General features: G+C 71.1%; 21 protein-coding genes. 7 read left to right on the forward strand and 14 right to left on the reverse strand.

Annotated elements, in window-relative coordinates:
• Window positions 1-94 precede the first annotated feature (94 nt).
• Together ACFYXF_RS28450 and ACFYXF_RS28455 are read left to right on the forward strand one after the other, a co-directional pair.
• Complete coding sequence (locus ACFYXF_RS28450) at window positions 95-2,113, forward strand: FAD-dependent oxidoreductase (RefSeq protein WP_389353608.1); 2,019 nt, start codon at window positions 95-97, stop codon at window positions 2,111-2,113.
• 10 nt (window positions 2,114-2,123) lie between these two features.
• Window positions 2,124-2,678, forward strand: coding sequence for a PadR family transcriptional regulator (locus ACFYXF_RS28455; RefSeq protein ID WP_389353610.1), 555 nt, complete (start codon window positions 2,124-2,126; stop codon window positions 2,676-2,678).
• On the opposite strand, the gene ACFYXF_RS28460 is transcribed toward ACFYXF_RS28455, so the two are convergent.
• Window positions 2,668-3,699, reverse strand: a complete 1,032-nt coding sequence (locus tag ACFYXF_RS28460; RefSeq protein ID WP_389353611.1) for a medium chain dehydrogenase/reductase family protein — start codon at window positions 3,697-3,699, stop codon at window positions 2,668-2,670. The two genes, ACFYXF_RS28455 and ACFYXF_RS28460, sit on opposite strands and share 11 nt — an antisense overlap.
• A 95-nt stretch (window positions 3,700-3,794) precedes the next feature.
• Between ACFYXF_RS28460 and ACFYXF_RS28465 the strand changes: the two genes are divergently transcribed.
• Complete coding sequence (locus ACFYXF_RS28465) at window positions 3,795-4,427, forward strand: TetR/AcrR family transcriptional regulator (protein ID WP_389353612.1); 633 nt, start codon at window positions 3,795-3,797, stop codon at window positions 4,425-4,427.
• Between the two features lie 105 nt (window positions 4,428-4,532).
• Here ACFYXF_RS28465 and ACFYXF_RS28470 read toward each other — a convergent pair whose 3' ends face one another.
• The 6 genes from ACFYXF_RS28470 to ACFYXF_RS28495 all read right to left on the reverse strand — a co-directional run bounded on the left by ACFYXF_RS28470 (window position 4,533) and on the right by ACFYXF_RS28495 (window position 9,170).
• Complete coding sequence (locus tag ACFYXF_RS28470) at window positions 4,533-5,855, reverse strand: cytochrome P450 (RefSeq protein ID WP_389353920.1); 1,323 nt, start codon at window positions 5,853-5,855, stop codon at window positions 4,533-4,535.
• Window positions 5,856-6,076: 221 nt separating this feature from the next.
• On the reverse strand, window positions 6,077-6,670 hold the full coding sequence (locus tag ACFYXF_RS28475; RefSeq protein WP_389353613.1) for an ATP/GTP-binding protein: 594 nt from the start codon (window positions 6,668-6,670) through the stop codon (window positions 6,077-6,079).
• The gene (locus tag ACFYXF_RS28480) at window positions 6,645-7,025 is read right to left on the reverse strand and encodes a DUF742 domain-containing protein (protein WP_318323840.1); all 381 of its coding nucleotides are present in this window, start codon (window positions 7,023-7,025) and stop codon (window positions 6,645-6,647) included. Before ACFYXF_RS28480 ends, ACFYXF_RS28475 begins: the two co-directional genes overlap by 26 nt.
• Window positions 7,022-7,423 carry a roadblock/LC7 domain-containing protein gene (locus ACFYXF_RS28485; RefSeq protein ID WP_105973205.1) on the reverse strand — a complete coding sequence of 134 codons (402 nt, stop codon included), beginning with the start codon at window positions 7,421-7,423 and terminating at the stop codon, window positions 7,022-7,024. The genes ACFYXF_RS28480 and ACFYXF_RS28485 overlap by 4 nt, the downstream gene beginning before the upstream one ends.
• Window positions 7,420-8,634 (reverse strand): ATP-binding protein, encoded by a 1,215-nt coding sequence (locus ACFYXF_RS28490; RefSeq protein WP_389353616.1) that lies wholly within the window; start codon window positions 8,632-8,634, stop codon window positions 7,420-7,422. Before ACFYXF_RS28490 ends, ACFYXF_RS28485 begins: the two co-directional genes overlap by 4 nt.
• A 350-nt stretch (window positions 8,635-8,984) precedes the next feature.
• Window positions 8,985-9,170 carry a hypothetical protein gene (locus ACFYXF_RS28495; RefSeq protein WP_369036110.1) on the reverse strand — a complete coding sequence of 62 codons (186 nt, stop codon included), beginning with the start codon at window positions 9,168-9,170 and terminating at the stop codon, window positions 8,985-8,987.
• A gap of 135 nt (window positions 9,171-9,305) precedes the next feature.
• On the opposite strand from ACFYXF_RS28495, the gene ACFYXF_RS28500 reads away from it, so the two are divergent.
• A complete protein-coding gene (locus ACFYXF_RS28500; RefSeq protein WP_235478566.1) occupies window positions 9,306-9,593 on the forward strand; it encodes a chaplin in 288 nt (95 codons plus the stop codon).
• Between the two features lie 83 nt (window positions 9,594-9,676).
• Here the strand turns inward: ACFYXF_RS28500 and ACFYXF_RS28505 are convergent, their stop codons facing one another.
• The 7 genes from ACFYXF_RS28505 to chpG form a co-directional block, all read right to left on the reverse strand.
• Window positions 9,677-10,546, reverse strand: coding sequence for a tyrosinase family protein (locus tag ACFYXF_RS28505; RefSeq protein ID WP_389353618.1), 870 nt, complete (start codon window positions 10,544-10,546; stop codon window positions 9,677-9,679).
• Window positions 10,530-10,979 carry a tyrosinase family oxidase copper chaperone gene (locus ACFYXF_RS28510; protein WP_389353620.1) on the reverse strand — a complete coding sequence of 150 codons (450 nt, stop codon included), beginning with the start codon at window positions 10,977-10,979 and terminating at the stop codon, window positions 10,530-10,532. The genes ACFYXF_RS28505 and ACFYXF_RS28510 overlap by 17 nt, the downstream gene beginning before the upstream one ends.
• 82 nt (window positions 10,980-11,061) lie before the next feature.
• A complete protein-coding gene (locus tag ACFYXF_RS28515) occupies window positions 11,062-11,571 on the reverse strand; it encodes a hypothetical protein (RefSeq protein WP_389353622.1) in 510 nt (169 codons plus the stop codon).
• A gap of 154 nt (window positions 11,572-11,725) precedes the next feature.
• Window positions 11,726-12,223 carry a DUF5949 family protein gene (locus ACFYXF_RS28520; RefSeq protein ID WP_389353624.1) on the reverse strand — a complete coding sequence of 166 codons (498 nt, stop codon included), beginning with the start codon at window positions 12,221-12,223 and terminating at the stop codon, window positions 11,726-11,728.
• A 152-nt stretch (window positions 12,224-12,375) separates the two neighbouring features.
• Entirely contained in the window at window positions 12,376-12,666 is a 291-nt protein-coding gene (locus ACFYXF_RS28525; RefSeq protein ID WP_389353922.1) for a hypothetical protein, read from the reverse strand.
• Between the two features lie 167 nt (window positions 12,667-12,833).
• Entirely contained in the window at window positions 12,834-13,622 is a 789-nt protein-coding gene (locus ACFYXF_RS28530) for a hypothetical protein (RefSeq protein WP_389353626.1), read from the reverse strand.
• A 203-nt stretch (window positions 13,623-13,825) separates the two neighbouring features.
• Complete coding sequence (gene chpG / locus ACFYXF_RS28535; protein ID WP_389353628.1) at window positions 13,826-14,065, reverse strand: chaplin ChpG; 240 nt, start codon at window positions 14,063-14,065, stop codon at window positions 13,826-13,828.
• Between the two features lie 337 nt (window positions 14,066-14,402).
• On the opposite strand from chpG, the gene ACFYXF_RS28540 reads away from it, so the two are divergent.
• From ACFYXF_RS28540 to ACFYXF_RS28550, 3 genes are read left to right on the forward strand one after another with little or no spacing between them, the layout of a single operon-like run.
• A complete protein-coding gene (locus ACFYXF_RS28540; protein WP_389353630.1) occupies window positions 14,403-15,506 on the forward strand; it encodes a DUF3344 domain-containing protein in 1,104 nt (367 codons plus the stop codon).
• A 45-nt stretch (window positions 15,507-15,551) separates the two neighbouring features.
• Window positions 15,552-16,733 (forward strand): glycosyltransferase, encoded by a 1,182-nt coding sequence (locus tag ACFYXF_RS28545; RefSeq protein ID WP_389353632.1) that lies wholly within the window; start codon window positions 15,552-15,554, stop codon window positions 16,731-16,733.
• Complete coding sequence (locus ACFYXF_RS28550; RefSeq protein ID WP_389353634.1) at window positions 16,730-18,193, forward strand: exopolysaccharide biosynthesis polyprenyl glycosylphosphotransferase; 1,464 nt, start codon at window positions 16,730-16,732, stop codon at window positions 18,191-18,193. Before ACFYXF_RS28545 ends, ACFYXF_RS28550 begins: the two co-directional genes overlap by 4 nt.
• Window positions 18,194-18,199 lie beyond the last annotated feature (6 nt).

An 18,199-nucleotide genomic window follows, 5' to 3' on the forward strand; every position in this document is an offset into this window, starting at 1 on the left:
CCCCATGTGCCGCACGCCATTATGCAACTAGTTGCAAAACCACCCCCACGTCCCCTACAAAAGAACAGACCCAACCCCACCCCCGGAGGCCCCCATGAGCCCATACCCCCACCTCCTGACCCCCCTGGACCTCGGCTTCACCACCCTCCCCAACCGCATCCTCATGGGCTCCATGCACATCGGCCTGGAAGAAGCCGAAAACGGCTTCACCCGCATGGCCGAGTTCTACGCCACCCGAGCCCGAGGCGGCGTCGCCCTCATCGTCACCGGCGGCATAGCCCCCAACGACGCCGGCCGCCCCTACGAAGGCGGAGCCAAACTCACCACCGACACCGAAGCCGAACAACACCGAGCCATCACCACCGCCGTACACCGCGAGGGCGGAAAGATCGCGCTCCAGATCCTCCACTTCGGCCGATACGCCTACCACCAGAACCTCGCGGCCCCCAGCCCCCTCCAGGCCCCGATCAGCCCCTTCCCCCCACACGAACTCACCGACGCCGAGATCGAACAGACCATCGACGACTACACCCGCACCGCCGTCCTCGCCCGCCGCGCCGGCTACGACGGCGTGGAGATCATGGGCTCCGAGGGCTACCTCATCAACGAGTTCATCGCCCCCCGGACCAACCACCGCACCGACCGCTGGGGCGGCTCCTACGAGAACCGCATGCGCTTCCCGGTCGAGATCGTCCGCCGAGTACGCGAGGCCGTGGGCGAGGACTTCATCCTGATCTACCGCCTGTCGATGCTGGACCTGGTCCCAGGCGGCTCCACCCTCGACGAGGTGATCACACTCGCCAAGGCGGTCGAGGAGGCCGGAGCCACGATCATCAACACCGGCATCGGCTGGCACGAGGCCCGTATCCCCACCATCGCCACCTCGGTGCCACGCGGCGCGTACACCTGGGTGACGAAGAGGCTCATGGGCGAGGTCGGCATCCCCCTCGTCACCACCAACCGCATCAACACCCCTGACCTGGCCGAGCAGTTGCTCGCCGAAGGGTGCGCGGACATGATCTCCGTGGCCCGCCCGATGCTCGCCGACCCGGACTTCGTGAACAAGGCCGCCGCCGGGACACCCGAGGCGATCAACACCTGCATCGGCTGCAACCAGGCCTGCCTGGACCACACCTTCAGCGGGCAGATCACCTCCTGCCTGGTCAACCCGCGCGCCTGCCACGAAACAGAACTGGTCCTCTCACCGACCAGGCGACGCAAGCGAATTGCGGTCGTCGGTGCCGGACCCGCCGGACTCGCCTGCGCCGTCTCCGCCGCCGAACGCGGCCACCAGGTCACCCTCTTCGACGCCGCCCCCGAGATAGGCGGCCAGCTGAACGTCGCCCGCAAGGTCCCCGGCAAGCAGGAGTTCGACGAGACGATCCGCTACTTCCGCCACCAGCTCGACGCCCACGCCGTGGACGTACGCCTCAACACCCGAGCGACCGCAGACGACTTGACGGCGGACTACGACGAGGTCGTGGTGGCCACCGGCGTAACCCCCCGCACCCCCGACATCCCCGGCGTCGACCACCCCAGCGTCGTCGGCTACCTGGAGGTCCTGCGCGACAACGCCCCTGTCGGTGACCGCGTCGCGATCCTCGGCGCCGGCGGTATCGGCTTCGACGTCGCCGAGTACCTCACCGACACCGGCGACAAGACGCACGAGGACCCGGCGGCGTACTTCCGCGCCTGGGGCGTCGACATGGACCACCGCACCCCCGGCGGCCTCACCGCCCCCGAGCGGACCGCCCCGTCGCGCACCGTCCACCTGCTCCAGCGCAAGACCACCAAGGTCGGCGCGGGCCTCGGAAAGACCACCGGCTGGATCCACCGCGCCGAACTCAAGCACCGGGGTGTCACCATGACCCCGGGCGTCCGGTACGACCGTATCGACGACGCCGGACTCCACGTCACCGTCGACGGCACCAGCACCGTCCTCCCGGTCGACACCGTCGTCCTGTGCACCGGCCAGGACCCGCGCCGAGACCTGTACGACGACCTGCTGGCCGCCGGACACAGCGTGCACCTGATCGGCGGCGCCGACGTGGCCGCCGAGCTGGACGCCAAACGCGCCATCAAGCAGGGCACCGAACTGGCAGCGACCCTCTAGGAGCCGTGGCATGTCCCTCCCGCACGCGATCCTCACCGCCCTGCTCGAAAAACCGTCCTCGGGGCTGGAGTTGACGCGCCGGTTCGACAGGTCGATCGGCTATTTCTGGTCGGCGACACATCAGCAGATCTACCGCGAGCTGGGCAGACTGGAGGCCGACGGGCACATCCGCGCCCTGCCCGCCGAGCAGCCGACCCGCGGCCAGAAGAAGAGCTACGAGGTCCTCCCCGCGGGCCGCGCCGAACTGGCCCGCTGGACCGCCGCACCCCAGGACCCCAAGCCGTACCGCGACACCCTGCTGCTGCGCCTGCGTGCCTCGGCGGTCGTCGGCACGGAGGGCATCGAGACCGACCTGCGCCGCCATCTCGCCCTGCACCAGCGACAACTGACGGAATATCAGGAGATCGAGAAGCGGGACTTCCCACCCGGTACGGCCGACCCCCAGGACCGGCTCCAGCACCTGGTCCTGCGCGCGGGCATCGACCTGGAGACCTTCTGGACCCAGTGGCTCACGCACGCCCTGACGGAGTTCGCGGAACTGCCCGGCGACCGCCCTACGGAGTGAGCACGACCTTCCCGGTGACCGTCCCCGACTCGGCGAGCCGCATCGCGTCGGCGGCGCGGACGAGGGGCAGCCGGGCGGCGACCTGGGCGGTCACGTCGCCGCTGCGGAGGGCGGCGAGGACCTGGGCGAGGTCGGCGCGCAGCCGGGCCCGGAATCGGTTCGGGGCCAGGGCCTTCCCGGCCCAGACGTTGTAGAAGTAGGCGCGGCGGCGGTTGGGCAGCGCGTTCCACACCCACACCCGGCCGAGCAGCTTGAGCACCGGCCACTGCTTGGAGCCCTCGGCGTCCCGGGTGGAGGCGCTGCCGTACGAGACGAGCGTGCCGCCGGGTGCGAGGAGGCGCCAGGAGTCGGTCACGCTGCGTCCGCCGACGTGGTCGAAGACGGCATCCACTCCCCCGGGGGCGAGTTCACGGACCCGGGCGGCGACATCCCCGGCGCGGTAGTCGACGGGGACGACGCCCCGCTCCCGCAGCGCGTCGTGGTGCCGTACGGACGCCGTACCGATCACCTTCGCGCCGGCCGCGTGGGCGAGCTGGACCAGGACCGTGCCGACGCCGCCGTTGGCACCGTGCACCAGGACGGTCTGCCCGGCGCGGACCCGGGCCTTGCGGTGCAGCATCTGCCAGGCGGTGATGCCGTTGAGCACCACCGTCTCCGCCTCCGCCGCGCCGATCCCGTCGGGCACCGGCACCACGTCGGCCGCGTCGACGAGCACATGACTGGCCCAGCCGCCGACCTTGAGCAGCGCGGCCACCCGGGTGCCGGCCAGGTCCGGCCCGACGCCCTCGCCGGTGGCGATGACGGTGCCGACAAGGTCGTAACCGGGCACGAAGGGGAACGCCGGCTGGTCGTAGTACCGGCCGCGGCGCATCTGCTGCTCGGCGAAGGAGACGCCGGTCGCCTCCATCCGGACCACGACCTGCCCGGGACCGGCGGTGGGCACGGCTCCGTGCCGGACCTCCAGCCCTTCCGGCTCCACCTTGCCCGGCAGAACGACCTCGACGAGTTCTTCTGTGCCCATGACGGCCTCCATGACCAGTTTCCTGTTGTCGCGTTGGTTAGAAGCTATAACTCGACGAGTGCGAGTGTCAATAACTTGAGTGATAACCTCTAACCATGACCGAGACCCCGCGCGAGCGATACCGCGCCCAGGTGCGTACGGAGATCAAGGAACGGGCGTGGGAGCAGATCGCCGCGGCGGGCGCGTCCGCGCTCTCCCTCAACGCCGTCGCCAAGCAGATGGGCATGAGCGGACCCGCGCTCTACCGGTACTTCGCCGGCCGCGACGAGCTGATCACCGAGCTGATCAGGGACGCGTACCGAAGCCTCGCCGACGCCCTCCGTACGGCCGCCGAGCCCGGCCCCGACCTGACCGTGCTCGCCCACGCCCTGCGCGAGTGGGCACTGGCCGACCCCCATCGGTACTTCCTCGTGTACGGCACGCCCGTGCCCGGCTACCACGCGCCCGACGACATCACCGGGATCGCGTCCGAGATCATGGCGACTCTGCTCGACGCCTGCGCCGCACTGCCCCCCGCCGGCCCCGGGACCCCGTTCGACGCCCATATCGAGGACCACCGGAAGTGGGCGGCCGGCCACCCCGCACCGCCCGCGGCCCTGCGCCGGGCCCTGGCCTGCTGGACCCGGCTGCACGGCGTCCTGTCCCTGGAACTCGCCGGCCACTTCACCGGGATGGAGTTCGACCCGGCCCTGCTGTTCGCGGCCGAGGTGGACGAACTGCTCGCCTGAGGACGGGCGGGAACGGCAGAGCGCCCTGTGCCCGAGGGGGAACCTCGGTCACAGGGCGCTCGCGCCGGTCGGCCCAACCGGCCTAAGTGAGTGGGCGGTTGGGCCTCAGAGCCGGAAGACATCGAGGAAGGAGCTCCAGAATCCCTTCTTGCGCTGTTCCTGACGGGCCGCCGGAGCCGCCGCCGGCTGCGGGGCCGGACGGTGTGCCGGGTCCGTCGCCGCGGGCATCGGGGCCTGGTTGCGCATGGCCGCCGCGACCCGGGTGGCCGGCGTCGGGCTGAACCGCACCGGCAGCGAGGCGAGCGCGCGGTGGAAGGGGCCGGGTCGCCACAGCAGGCTGTCCTGCGGGACCGAGAGGGTCAGGTCGGGCAGCGCGTTGAGGATCTTCTCGATCGCCGTGAGCGCGATGACCAGGGCCGGGTCCTTGGCGGGGCAGGCGTGCGGACCCGCGCCGAAGGCCAGGTGGGCGCCCTTGCTGGCCATCTGCCGGGCCTCGTTGAGGGACGGGTCGCTGTTGGCGGCGGCGAAGCTGATGACGACCGGGGTGTTCGCGTCGACCGGGACGCCGCCGAGGTCGACGTCCTGCAAGGGGTAGTGCGTCGCGTAGTTGGCGATGGGCGGGTTGTTCCACAGCACATGGTCGATGGCTTCCTCGACCAGCATGCCGCTGCCGCGCTCCGAGCGGCTGTCGTCGGACAGCAGCAGGAGCAGGGAGCTGGCGATGAGGTTGCGCTGGGGCTCAAGGCCCGCGCCCATCAGCACGATCAGCTGGTCCCGGAGTTCCTCGTCGTTGAGGCCCGCCGAGTGCTGGATCAGCCAGGAGGTCACGTCGTCGCCGGGCTCGCGGCGCTTGAGCGTGATCAGCTCCTGGAGGCAGGTGGCGACGATCTCGATGCCCTTGATGGCATCGTCCTGGCTGTCGAACATGGCGGACATACCGGTGTTGAGGCGGTCGCCGATGTCGGCCGGGCAGCCGAACATCTTGTTGAACAGCAGCAGCGGGATCAGCTTGGCGTAGTCGTTGAGGAGGTCGGCCCGGCCCCGCTCGCTGAACTGGTCGATCAGATAGTCGGCGATGGGCTCGACGTCCCGCCGGATCCGGCTGATGTTCAGCTTGGCGAGGCTCTCGGTGACGGCCTTGCGCAGCCGCAGATGCACCGCGCCGTCCGTGAACAGGACGTTGGGCCGGTACATCATCATCGGCAGGACGGGGCTGTCGAGGGAGATCCGGCCCTCGTTCAGGGCGGCCCAGCGGCGCGAGTCACGGGCGAACAGGGTGGTGTTCTGGAGCACCCTGAGGGCCATCTCGTGCTGGACGACGAGCGTGGCGTCCACGCCCGGTGCGAGCTCGACCGGTGCGGCCGGGCCGTGGGCGCGCAACTTGTCGTAGATGCCCTGCGGATCGGCGGCGAAGTCGGCGCCGTGCATGGGGCATCTGGCGGGAGCGCTCGACGTGGCACCCGCGTGCTGTATGTCCATGGAGGTTCCTTTGGGTTCCCCGCGCCTCGGGGGCGGGGGACGGAGGTGAGGAAAAACCTTGTGCGGGGCCCTGGTCCGAACGGTCCGGGCCCCTGCCCTGACGTCCCTGCCCGGGCCCCGTGTCCGGGCCCCTTGTGCGGGCAGGGGCCGGACGGGAGGGGGACCGGGGCTCAGGCCGCGCGGGCGAGCAGGTGCTGCACGAGGGCGATCAGTGCCCTCGCCGACGACGTCTGGTCCCGGGCGTCGCAGTAGACGACCGGGGTGTCGGGCAGCAGGTCGAGGGCCTCGCGGATCTCGTCCTCGTCGAACTCGCCGCCCTGCGGGTCGAAGGTGTTGACGGCGATGGCGTACTCCAGGCCGTACTTCTCGACCAGGTCGATCACCGGAAACGTTTCGGCCAGCCGGGACGGGTCGACCAGGAGCAGGGCTCCGAGCGCGCCGCGGGCCATGTCCTCCCACAGCTGCATGAAGCGCTGCTGACCGGGCGTACCGAAGAGGTACAGCACCAGTTCGTCGCTCAGTGTGAGCCGGCCGAAGTCCAGCGCGACCGTGGTCGTCACCTTGTCCGGGGCACCCTTCAGATCGTCCACGTGGGCGGACGCCTGGGTCATCTTCTCCTCGGTGCGCAGCGGGGTGATCTCCGACAGCGAACCGATGTACGTGGTCTTGCCCACCGCGAAGTGCCCTACGACAAGGATCTTCGCGGTGGTGGTCACCGCGTCTGAGACGTAGATCGTCTCAGCCGTAGAGGGATTCGAGTCCATGCAGCACCTTTTCGATGATTCCTCTGTCGACGGACTGGGCGCGTGGGGGCGCGGCACGGCGCAGGAGATGACCTTGTTCGAATAAATCGGTCAGCAGGAGACGGGCGACGCCCACCGGGAGCGTCAGGTGCGCGGCGACCTCCGCGACGGAGAGGTAGCCGCCGCCGCACAGGTCCCAGATGGCCCGGACCTCGGGGCTGGCGCCGAGCGGCACCTCCCGGTCGGGGGCCAGGGTGACCAGGGTGTGCAGGGACAGGTCATCGGCGGTCGGCAGCCGCCGTCCGCCCGTGATGACGTACGAGCGGACGAAGTCGCTGGTGACCGTGACCGGAGCTTCCTCGCCGTGGGCGTTCATGCGTCCGCACCGGCGTTCTGACGCGGCGGGGTGGTCATCGCCTTGCCGAGCGCGCCCACCTGCTGCTGCATCCGGAAGGACATGGCCTCCATGTCGACGTCCAGCGCGGCCGACACGGCGAGGTAGGCGCCGCTGCCCGCGGCTATCAGGAAGATCCAGCCGCCGTCGTACTCGATCAGGGTCTGCTTCCACAGACCGCGTCCGGAGCCGACGAAGGGGGCGACGGCCCGGCTGAGGGACTGCATCGAGCTCATCGCGGCGGCGTTGGTCTCCGCCTCGTCGCGCTCGATGTCACTGGACCGCTCCAGCAGGAGGCCGTCGGCCGAGACGAGGATCGCGTGACGGGCGCCGCGCACTTGCAGCACATCGTTCAGCACCCACGACAGATCGGGATTCACTGGTCCTGTGGTCCTTCCATGGTGGTCGTATCCCGCCCAAGCAGCGTTCCGCGCTGGAACGCACCGATACGTGAAGCCGTCACCTCTGTGTTGAACTCCGGCTCGGCCGGCTCCGGCGGCGAGGGCACCACCGCGACCGGGCTGCCGCGCCGCCGCCGCTTGGGCAGGCCACCGGCCGTCGTCCCGATCGGACGCGGCGGTCCGCCGGGCGTGGCCACCGGGGTCAGCCGCTGCGGGGCGACCGAAGGAGCCTCGGGCGCCTGGGGTTCGGCTGTCTTGGCAGCACCGCCCTCGGGCTCGGGAACGTCCGTCGTCAACAGGTTCTCTGGCAAGAGAATCACCGCCCGTACGCCGCCGTAGGGGGACACCGAATCGACCGAGACCTTGAAGCCGTACCTGGTGGCGAGCATCCCGGACACGGCGAAGCCGAACTTCGGCGGGTCGCCGAGGCTCGTGATGTCGACCGGTGCCTGCGGGGAGAGCAGCACGGTGGCCCGCGCCTTCTCCTCCGTGTTCATACCGAGGCCGGCGTCGTCGACGATCAGGCAGACACCGGTGGGTACGGCCTGGATGTTGATGTCGACGCGGGTGCCGGGCGCGCTGTAGTTGGTGGCGTTGGCGAGCAGTTCGGCGAGGACGACCGCGACGGGCTCGACGGCCCGGCTGGCCACCGAGACGTTCACCTGGGTGTTGATGGTGACGCGGTCGAAGTGCTTGATGCGGCCCTGGGCACTGCGGGCCACGTCGTACACGGAGGCGGTGGACTCGCGCCGGCCGAGCCAGCCGCCGCAGAGCACCGCGATGCCCTGGGCGCGGCGGCCGAACTGGCTGTTGGTGTGGTCGATCATCATCAGGTCGCCGAGGACCTGTTCGTCGTCGCCGTAGCGGCGCTGCGACTTCTCGATGATGAGCTGCTGTTCGTCGGCGAGGACCTGGAGCGTCCGCATCGCGGACTTCAGGACGGCCTTGGTGTCTTCCTCCGCATCCTTGCGCACCGCGGCGAGGTCGCCCGCGTGCTGCGCGTTCAGCTGGGTGTATTCCGCATAGAGGCGGTCGCGGTCGCTCTGCGCGGCTTCGCGGGCGCTCTGCAGGTCGTTGGTCTTCCTGCGGAGGGCCATGTTGGTTCTGCGGGCCCGCATCACTGCGACGACCGCAGCGACCAGGACCACGAGCAAGATCCACAGCAGTGGATCCTGGATCAATGACGTCATGAGACTCTCTTCAAGTCGCCTTGCGACAGGAGCAGTTGCAGTCCGTTGGGTCCGGCCTGGAACACGGGCCCAGCCCGGTGGCGAACCTTACCGGCGGACCAACTCAGCCACTCCTTCGCGATGGGGCCCTTAGAGACTGTCCCCCGTGCGCGCGGCACGCCTCAGCCTACTGAAAGTGGGATGATCTTAGCAGTCAAGAGAGCGTCAAAAAGGTTCCGCTTACGCTCACTTGGAGACCTTCACACAGCATTCGCGAACGGGTCCACGACAGTTATGGACCCGATACCGTTCGGGCGCACAAAGGCCCGCTCCCCCGTCATCCGGGAAGCGGGCCAAGGGTGTTGGAGCGGTCAGGCTGCGTCGGCGTCCACCTCGCACCACACGCGGAGCCGCTCGTCGACGAGCCGCTCGGGATACTCCACGCCGGTCTCGAAGTGCTCGGGGAGCCGCGCGAGACGGCCGTCCGCCCCTACGAAGGTCCGCAACACGTTCTGGGTCTGCTGCCGCTTGCTCTGGTCGGCCTGGTCGGATGCCATGCCTGAGGTTAACCCGTGCGCTTCGAAAAGGGTGACGCCCGGCCCGACGCCGTTACCAGGCGTGAGCGGGCGCGTTGTAGGGGAAGTGCGGGCGCGAGTCGAGCGCTCGCACTCATCGAATCAAAGGAGAACGTGATGTCTCGCATCGCGAAGGCTGCCGTCGCCGCTCTCGGCACCGGTGCCGTGGTGCTCGGCGGTGCCGGTATGGCCACGGCCGACGCGGGTGCCCAGGCCGAGGCCGTCGGCTCGCCCGGCGTCCTGTCCGGCAACGTCCTGCAGGTCCCGGTCCACGTGCCCGTCAACGTGTGCGGGAACTCGATCAGCGTGATCGGTCTGCTGAACCCGGCCTTCGGCAACACCTGCGTCAACGTCAGCGACGACGACCACAAGGGCAACCCCGGCCCCGGCGGCTACGGCAGCTGACCCGTCGTACGCAAGCACCGGAAGAGCCCCGACGGTCCCACCGTCGGGGCTCTTCCGCGTACACCGGAACCTTTGATGATCCGTCAGGCGTACCGATAGATCCGGCTGTGGTCCTCCAGCTGATCCGGCGTCACGTCCCACGGCGGCAGCGACTCGTGCCGGGCGACGACCCGGCCGCGCTGCGCGTCGCCCGGCTTCGGCGCCCGGTCGGGCAGATAGCGCGCACCGGCACCGTGCCGGCGCTGCCAGCGGGACCAGCACAGGTCGACGAAGGCGTGGTGCAGCCAGAACACCGGGTCGTTGACGGACGCACCACCGACCATGTGCCCGCCGACCCACCGGTGGACGCGGTTGTGGTTGCGCCAGGAGCCGGGGCCGCGCCCGCTCCCCCACCCTTCGAGCTTGTTGCGGAACCCCTTCGCGGACGTCGAGTTCCACGGCGACACGTCGTAGACGGGATCGTCGAGGGCCACGTCCAGGTCCTGCCGGGTCGGCAGCGTGAGCGGCTGACGGACGCGGCCGAGGTCCCGGGTGAGGAACTCGCCGTCGGTGACGCTCTCCCTGATGGTCCAGTCGCCGTGGTCGTAGGCGAACGGCCCGCTCATGACCCGCTGGTCGGAGGCCCGCCCGGTCCCGCCGAGCAGATCCTCGGTCCAGGGCGCGCCGGCCGTCGCACGGTCCCGGGTCCAGTCCCAGTACGGCAGCGTCACCGACGGGTCCACGCGCTGGAGGGCCTCCTCCAGGTCCAGCAGGAACCGCCGGTGCCAGGGCAGGAAGGAGGGCGCCATGTGGGCCGTACGCAGCCCGTCCTCGCCGTCGGAGACGTAGTACTCGATGTGTGTGCGCACGAACTCGTCGTACTCGCCCCGCCGTTTGATCTCCATCAGCGCCCCGACGAACCGCCGCCGCTCGCTCCGCGTCAGCGTGCTGACGTCCTTACGCGTGTACGCCACGACCGCCCCCGCCCTCGACCGTCAACCGCCGCCCGGGTCCCAGCTCGTCGACGGCGGCGCGGGCCGCCTCCAGGGGCGTGGGGTACGAGCGGTAGTGGTCGACCATGCTCAGATACGTCCCGTCCGCGCGCCGCATCAGATGCAGGGGCCGCCCGTCCACGGTGACGTGCCACCGCCCGCCGCCGGGCATGCGCATGGCGTGCGTCATGTGGTCGGCGTCGGCCCTCATGCCCCGCAGCCGGCGGCCCCGGTACGTCTCGTCGAAGTGCGACGCCTCGTCACCGCCGGGCTCCCGTCGGGGCCACGCGGCGGCGACGACCGGGACCACGGCCAGGGCGAGGGCCGACACGCACAGGGCACGCAGCGCGTCCCGCCGCGTTCCGGAACGGGCGGGGGGACCCGCCGGGCCCCGCGGCACTCTGCTGACGAACAAGACTCTCGCCTCTCTCCTGGTTCCGTTCGTTCGGTGATGCGACCGCCCGGTGGCCCAGCACGTCCGTTCGTCAGGCCGTGGACTACAGCGAGCCGAGTCCCAGGGCGCCCGTCGGGGCCGTCTGCAGCAGCGGGGTGAGTACGGCGGCCTGCGGCTCGCGGAGCGTCGGCAGGCCGAACACCTCGGGGTTGGGCGCGGTCAGCGGGGTCTCCACGGACAGGCCGGGGGTCAGGGTCCGCAAGTCGGCCGCGGGGACGCCGACGGAGGCCTCGTCGAAGCCCTTGCCGACCACCTGCGGCAGCGGAGTCTCGGCCGTCAGACCGGGCAGCGCGGCGCCGAGCGGCACCTGCGGCAGCGCGCTGGCCGGGATCATCTGGCCCTCGACATAGCGCGGACCCTCGGGCACGCCCGGCATCAGCAGCGGCAGTTCACCGCCGACCTTGGGCAGGTTCACGTTGAGGGACTTCTCGACGCCGTCCAGCGGTACGGGTACGGGGACCGTGTCGGCCGCGACGGCGGGGGCCGCGGCGCCCACCGCCGCCGCCACGCCGGTGAGGACGGCGGCGGCAAGGGTTCGAGTGGTCGACTTCATGGCAAGTACGGTCCTTTGCAGGAATCGGGGGAGTTCGTCCGTACCGCGTAACGATCCTGAGAACCGCATCAGCTCAAGATTCCCCCGAGTGGTGCATTAGTCGTCAGATCAGCCCGGAGAGCGGCCCCCCGTCCGCCGCTCTCTCCCTCGGTCGTCAGCCGCGCAGGCTGCGGGCCGGGAGGATGACGTGGGCCGCGGCGGTGAGGGTCTCCTCGGCGCCCGCGAAGGCGGCCAGGGCCTCCGGCTCGACGGCCTTTCCGGGCTGGGCCTCGGGCCAAGGGCGGGTGGTGAACACCAGGTAGGCGAAGCCCCGTTCGCCGACCGCGGTGAGCCACTCCGGGGGCGGGGTGCACTGGGCGTTGAGCTGCGGCATGTTGACGACGGCCGAACCGGCCTCGACGAGCAGGCTGACCGGCAGGCTCGGCCGGGTCGAGCCGTCGACGATGTCGCCGCCGACCGGCAGACCGGTGTTGGCGAGAAGCTGCTCGACGGCGACGGCCGAGGCCTCCGGGCCGCCCTCGCCGTCCCCGAGGGAGTAGGCGAGGAGGTAGGGCATGTCGCCGTCGGGGGCGTCACCGCTCCAGGCCATGACGACGAGCGTGCCCAGGTCGGCGATGCGGAAAGGGCGCGTTTCGCTTGAGGTTGAGGTCACCGCGGAACCCTATCGACGGGAATTGGCGCGGCCGGCCGCGTTCTCACTCGACCGGGGGATTTCCCGCCGGTATCCACACGAAAGAGGGACGGGGCTCGAACAGCGCGAAGGACCGATTCCGCGCGCCGGAATCGGTCCTTTCAAGACTCGCGTCAGCCCTGGAGGGGGAGGCCGCCGAGCAGCCCGCCGTTCGAGTTGAGGGCGGTCGTCGCGCCCTTCACCGTGCTGAGCACCGAGTCCTTGTTCTCGGTGTCGAGCGCGTTCGACTGGTGCTGGAGGGGCTGCACCTGGTCCACGTCGATGGGGCCCTTGGTGAGCGTGTTGACGGCGCCGTTGAGGCTGGTGGGCGTGAGGTCGGCGGTGTCGTAGGCGAACGCGGGGGCGGCAGCTCCGGCGATGACCAGGGACCCGGCAACAACAGCGGCAGCCTTCAGGGACTTCATCATGTTCCTTTCTTCGGGAATTCTGTCGCCGTGTCTAACGAGCCCCGGTCGCGGCGGAAACCCTGTATGCAGAAATTGGATTGACGCACAAAAGGAATTGGCGCCCGGGCAGAAGAACGGCCGCCGCGCCGACCGGTGAGGTCGACGCGACGGCCGGGACGAGACCCCTAGTTGGCCGGCAGCCGCAGGGGCGGTACCGGGACCGGCAGTGGCGGCACCTCCGCCGGCAGCTTGGGCAGCGGCGGCAGTCCGGCCAGGTCGGGCGCCGGCAGTCCGCTGCCGAGCAGCGTGGCGGCGACGAGACCGACGAGGCTCGTCACCACACCGGTGACGGCCGGAACGACGTTCGCGACATCGCCGGACGTGACCGCCGTGAGCAGCGTGTCGACCGCCTTCTGCAACGCCGTGAGCGCGTCACCCTTGATGTCGAACGGACCCTTGACCGCCTTGTCGTCCGTGAGGGGCGCGGGAAGCGTGGAGTAGATCGGCAGCGCCGGGGTCGTCGGCAGGGCAGGAGTGGTCGGCAGCGCCGGAGTCGTGGGAAGGGCGGGAGCGGTCGGCAGCGCCGGAGTCGCCGGGACCTCCGGGGTCGCCGGCAGGTCCACCGGCGGGGTCACCGGTACCGGGGCCGGGGCCGCCGCCGTGGCCGCCGCGATGGCCGCCTTCACCGCGTCGACCAGCTTCGTCGCCTCGTCCAGCGGCAGTTGGCCGTTGTCCGCCTTGAGCACGGCGTTCAGCAGATCGGTGACCGGCTTGAGTACGCCGCCCAGGTCGCCCAGCGCCTTGACCTGCGTGAGGAGCGCGTCGGCGTTGGGGACGGGAGCCTGGGAAGCCGAGTGGCCGCGCTCGCGGGCCGCGTCGCCGTCGTCCGCCAGGGCGGCCGGTGCGCCTATTCCGATCAGGAGGGTGGCGCAGAGAGCGGCGGACGCGATACGCCGTGCGGGCAGAGCGCGCATGGAGGTTCCTTTCGGTGTGCTGTGGTGCGGTGAAATACCGGACGGATGTGTCCACCGTCAGATCCACCGCTGCCGCCTGCAACCGGTCCGGCCGTCGCCGCCGCCATTCGGAGCAAAGGCCTCCGAGCGAACTCCCGGAACGCGAACCGGCCGCTCTCCCCGGAAGGGAGAGCGGCCGGCAGAAGGGTCCGCGCCGACTTACGTCAGTCGTTGACGCAGGTGTTGCCGAACGCCGGGTTCAGCAGACCGATGACGTTGATGGTGTTGCCGCAGACGTTGACCGGCACGTGGACCGGAACCTGCAGGACGTTGCCCGACAGGACGCCCGGGGAGTGGGCAGCGACGCCGTGCGCCTCGCTGTCGGCAGCGGCGACACCGGCGGTACCCGCCACAGCGGCGACGGCAACGGAGGAAAGGGCGAGGCCCTTCGCGATACGCGACATGGAGAAGTGCTCCTTGGGAGTTGTCACAAACATCCGGGCGGGGATGCCCGGCGCTGTGTCAACGCGCGGCGCGCGCCCGGGTTGTGCCGCCAATGGGGTGATCTCTCGGACCGCCCGGGCACACGATTCCGACACAGTCGCCATGAATCACCAATAAATACGCATAGCGGCTAGAGTGACTCACCTTCCGCCAGCCGCTCCAAAGCCACCCAAAAGGTCGACCGCCACCCGGAATCCGCCGCGTGAAACAGACCGGGGGCGGATGCGGCACATAAGTGATGTCCACATTTTCTGTCCGTCGGTCCACGACCTTTTCTCCGAAAGGGCAACGCCGGTCATGCGTATTTCCCCGGGTCTTCCGCTGCGCCGTGCGATGGTGGGCGTCTTTGCCCTCGCCGCGATCTGCACTCCGGGAGGTACGGCGACGGCCGAGCCCGGCAAGGAGGCCGCGCGCCTCGCGTTCGCCCCGCGCTACCGCGCCCTCCAGCACGGCGGGATCGTCCGCGCGGCCAACGCGTCCATCAGCTGCCGCGCCACGCTCGGGACCTGCGCGGGCGTCCGCAGGGGCGAGCCGCTCGCGAGCGGAACGGGCGGCGCGAAGGCGGCGGTCAACGGTGACTTCGACATGTTCTACGTCGATGTCGACAGCGACCCGAACACGTACAACTCCAGCCGTGCGGAGGTCCGGGTGCCGCAGGGCGGGCGGGTCTCCTACGCGCGGCTGTACTGGGGCGGCAATCTCAAGGTCGGTGAGCAGAAGCCGCCGCAGGACAACGGGCGGGTGCTGATCGCCGAGCCCGGCGGCGAGTACAAGGAGCTGCTCGCGGACTCGGTCGTCGGGCACCGGGTGGCGCGCGGCGCCGACGCGTTCCAGGCCTCCGCCGATGTCACGAAGCTGGTCCGGGAGAGCGGTTCGGGGCTGTACACGGTCGCGCAGATCAATGCGGCCATGGGGAAGTCGGCTGCCGGGGCCTGGGGCGGCTGGACGCTGGTCGTGGCGTACGAGAAGGCGGCTGAGCCGCTGCGGCACCTCGCCGTGTGGGACGGGTTCGACGCGCTGGAGTCCCGGGAGGGTGACGATCCGTTGGTCCGGTTGGCCGAACTCCCGTTCCCGGTGGGCGCGAACGGGCGGGCGGGCCTGGTCGCCTACAACGGGGACCGCGGCAGCCCCGGCGACTCCCTGACGGTGTCCGTCGCGGGGCGCACGACCGCGCTCGGGGACGCGGCCAACCCCCGCGACGACGTGCTGAATTCCACGATCGACGGCGCCGCCTCGGAGCGCGTTCCGGCGTACGCCAACACCCTCGGCTACGACTCCGACGTGTTCGAACTGGGTACGGCGCTGCGGCGCGGTGGTGACCAGCTGGCCTTCCGGCTCGTTTCCCAGCGGGACGCGGCGTGGGCCGGCGCACTTTTCGTGGCCGTCGACGCCCGGCAGTAGCCGAGGCGCGTCCAACGCCGCCACCCGTGAGCGAGGAAACCGCGCATGCAACTGTCAGCACCCGACGCCCGGCCACGGGTCCTGCACATCACCCAGCCGGTGGACGGCGGGGTGGCCCGGGTCGTGACGGACCTGGCGCGGGCCCAGCTCGCCGCCGGTCTCGACGTCACGGTCGCCTGCCCGGACGGCGGTGAACTCCCGGCGCGACTGCGGGCGCTCGGCGCCGGCGTACGCCCCTGGCACGCGACGCGCGCCCCGGGGCCCTCGCTCGCCGGGGAGGTGCGGCGGCTCGGGCGGCTGATCGGGGCGGTGCGGCCGGATGTCGTGCACGCGCACAGCGCGAAGGCCGGGCTCGCCGCCCGGCTGGCGGTACGGGGGCGGACGGCGACGGTGTTCCAGCCGCACGCCTGGTCGTTCGAGGCGGTCGGCGGGTCCACCGCGGCACTGGCGCTCAAGTGGGAACGGTGGGGGGCTCGTTGGGCCTCCCGCGTGGTGTGCGTGAGCGACGCCGAACGGGCCACCGGGGTGCGCGCCGGGATCACCGGGCAGTGGCGGGTCATCCCGAACGGGATCGACACCGAGCACTTCCGGCCGACGGCCCAGAACCCCGTACGGGCCGGGATTCCCCTGCTCGCCGACATCGATCCGGGCGCTCCGCTGGTCGTGTGCGTGGGGCGGCTGTGCCGGCAGAAGGGGCAGGACGTGCTGCTCCGGGCCTGGGGCGAGATCGCCGAGCGGGTGCCGGGGGCGCGGCTCGTGCTCGTCGGGGACGGGCCCGACGCCGGGCGGCTGCGGGCGCTCGCCCCGGACTCCGTGCTGTTCGCGGGGGCCGTCGCCGATGCCGTCCCCTGGTACCGGGCCGCCGATCTGGTCGTCCTGCCCTCGCGCTGGGAGGGCATGGCGCTGGCGCCGCTGGAGGCGATGTCCTGCGGACGGCCGGTGGTCGTCACCGATGTGGACGGCGGGCGCGAGAGTCTGCCCACCGCTCTCGCACCGCGCTGTCTGGTGCCGGCCGAGAACCCCGCCGCGCTGGCCGGAGCCGTCACCGAACTGCTGCTCGACCCGCCGCTGCGTGAGTCGCTGGGCCAACTGGGGCGTCGGCACGTCCTGTCCGCGCACGACGTACGGCACACCGCCGAGGCCGTCGCGGGCGTGTACCGCGAGCTGATCACCGCGCACGACGTGCCGCCCGTGCGCGCCGAGTACAGGGAGTCCATCCACTCGTGACTGCGGAAAGTACCGTCCCCTCCCCCGGCGGAGGGCCGCGGGAGCACGGATTCTCGACCGTGTCCGCCGTATCTGCGTCCGCCGTCTCGGTCATCCCGCCCCGCGGGTCGGCCGGCGGCTTCAGATTCCCGGCCGGCCGGCGTCCCGCGCCCCGGCCGGCCTCCCCGCTGCCGCTGCTCGCCGTCGACAGCAGCGCCGCCCTGCTCGGCGTCCTGGCGCTGACCGAGCCCCTGCGCCACCCCCTCCTCGTCGGCGCGCTGCTGCTCGGTGTGGTCGTGCTGAACACGCGTGCCTCGCTGTACCGGCCCGAGTCCGTGCCCGCGTTCCTCGACGAACTGCCCGCCGTCTGCGGCCGGATCGCGATGGGCTGGCTGGCTCTCGCCGCCCTGGTCGGGGCGTACGCGCCCGCCGACGCGCTGTCCGCGCGCACCCTCGTGCTGGGCTGCGCGGTACAGGCGACGGCGAGTGCGCTGGGCCGCGGGACCGTCCACCGGGTGCGGCGCCGGGCTCGGCTGCGCCGCCCGCACACGGCCCTCGTCATCGGCCCGGCCGGCACCGCCCGGCGCGTGGCCGCCGCCTTCCTGCGCCACCCGGCGTGCGGGGTACGGCCGGTGGGGCTCGTCACCGACCACCCGGACGGCGGCGCGGGCCTGCCCGTACTGACCACCGGCGAGGAGGTCGAGCGGGCGCTGATCCAGAACGGCGTCCGGGCCGTGCTCGCCGTCCATCCCTCCGTACGGGCCGAACAGGGGCCGCTGCTGCGGGCGTTGGCCGAGTCGGGCTGCACGGTGTGGGAGATCGACGCCGAGTCGCCCTCGTACGAGAGCGCCGAACGGCTCGCCGGGTTCTCCTGCCGGCGGCTCGCGATGGTGCCGGACCGGCCGGGCAGCATCGGCAAGCGGCTGCTCGACGTAGTTGTCTCGGGAACCCTCCTCCTGCTGGTCTCGCCGATGCTGCTGCTCTGCGCGGTCGTGCTGCGGCTGACCGGCGGGCCGGGGGTGGTCTTCCGGCAGGAGCGCATCGGCATGGACGGGCGGCCCTTCACCCTCCTCAAGTTCCGCACCCACCGCCCGGTCGACGAGATGGAGGCGGCGACCCGCTGGAGCGTCGCCGACGAGCGGCGCATGAACTGGTTCTGCCGCTTCCTGCGCCGGACCTCGCTGGACGAGCTGCTCCAGCTGTGGAACGTCCTCTGGGGCGACATGAGCCTGGTCGGGCCACGGCCCGAACGCCCGTACTTCGTCGGGAAGTTCAGCCAGACCTACCCCGGCTACGCGGCCCGCCACCGGATGCAGACCGGGATCACCGGGCTCGCCCAGATCCACGGGCTGCGCGGTGACACCTCGATCGAGGACCGCTGCCGGTTCGACAACGCCTACATCGACAACTGGTCGCTGTGGCAGGACATCTGCATCCTGCTGCGCACCGCCGCCGCGCTCGTCCGACCGACAGGAAGTTGAGAGCGG

It is taken from the genome of Streptomyces sp. NPDC002680 (assembly GCF_042889145.1).
GTDB classification, from domain to species: domain Bacteria; phylum Actinomycetota; class Actinomycetes; order Streptomycetales; family Streptomycetaceae; genus Streptomyces; species Streptomyces adonidis.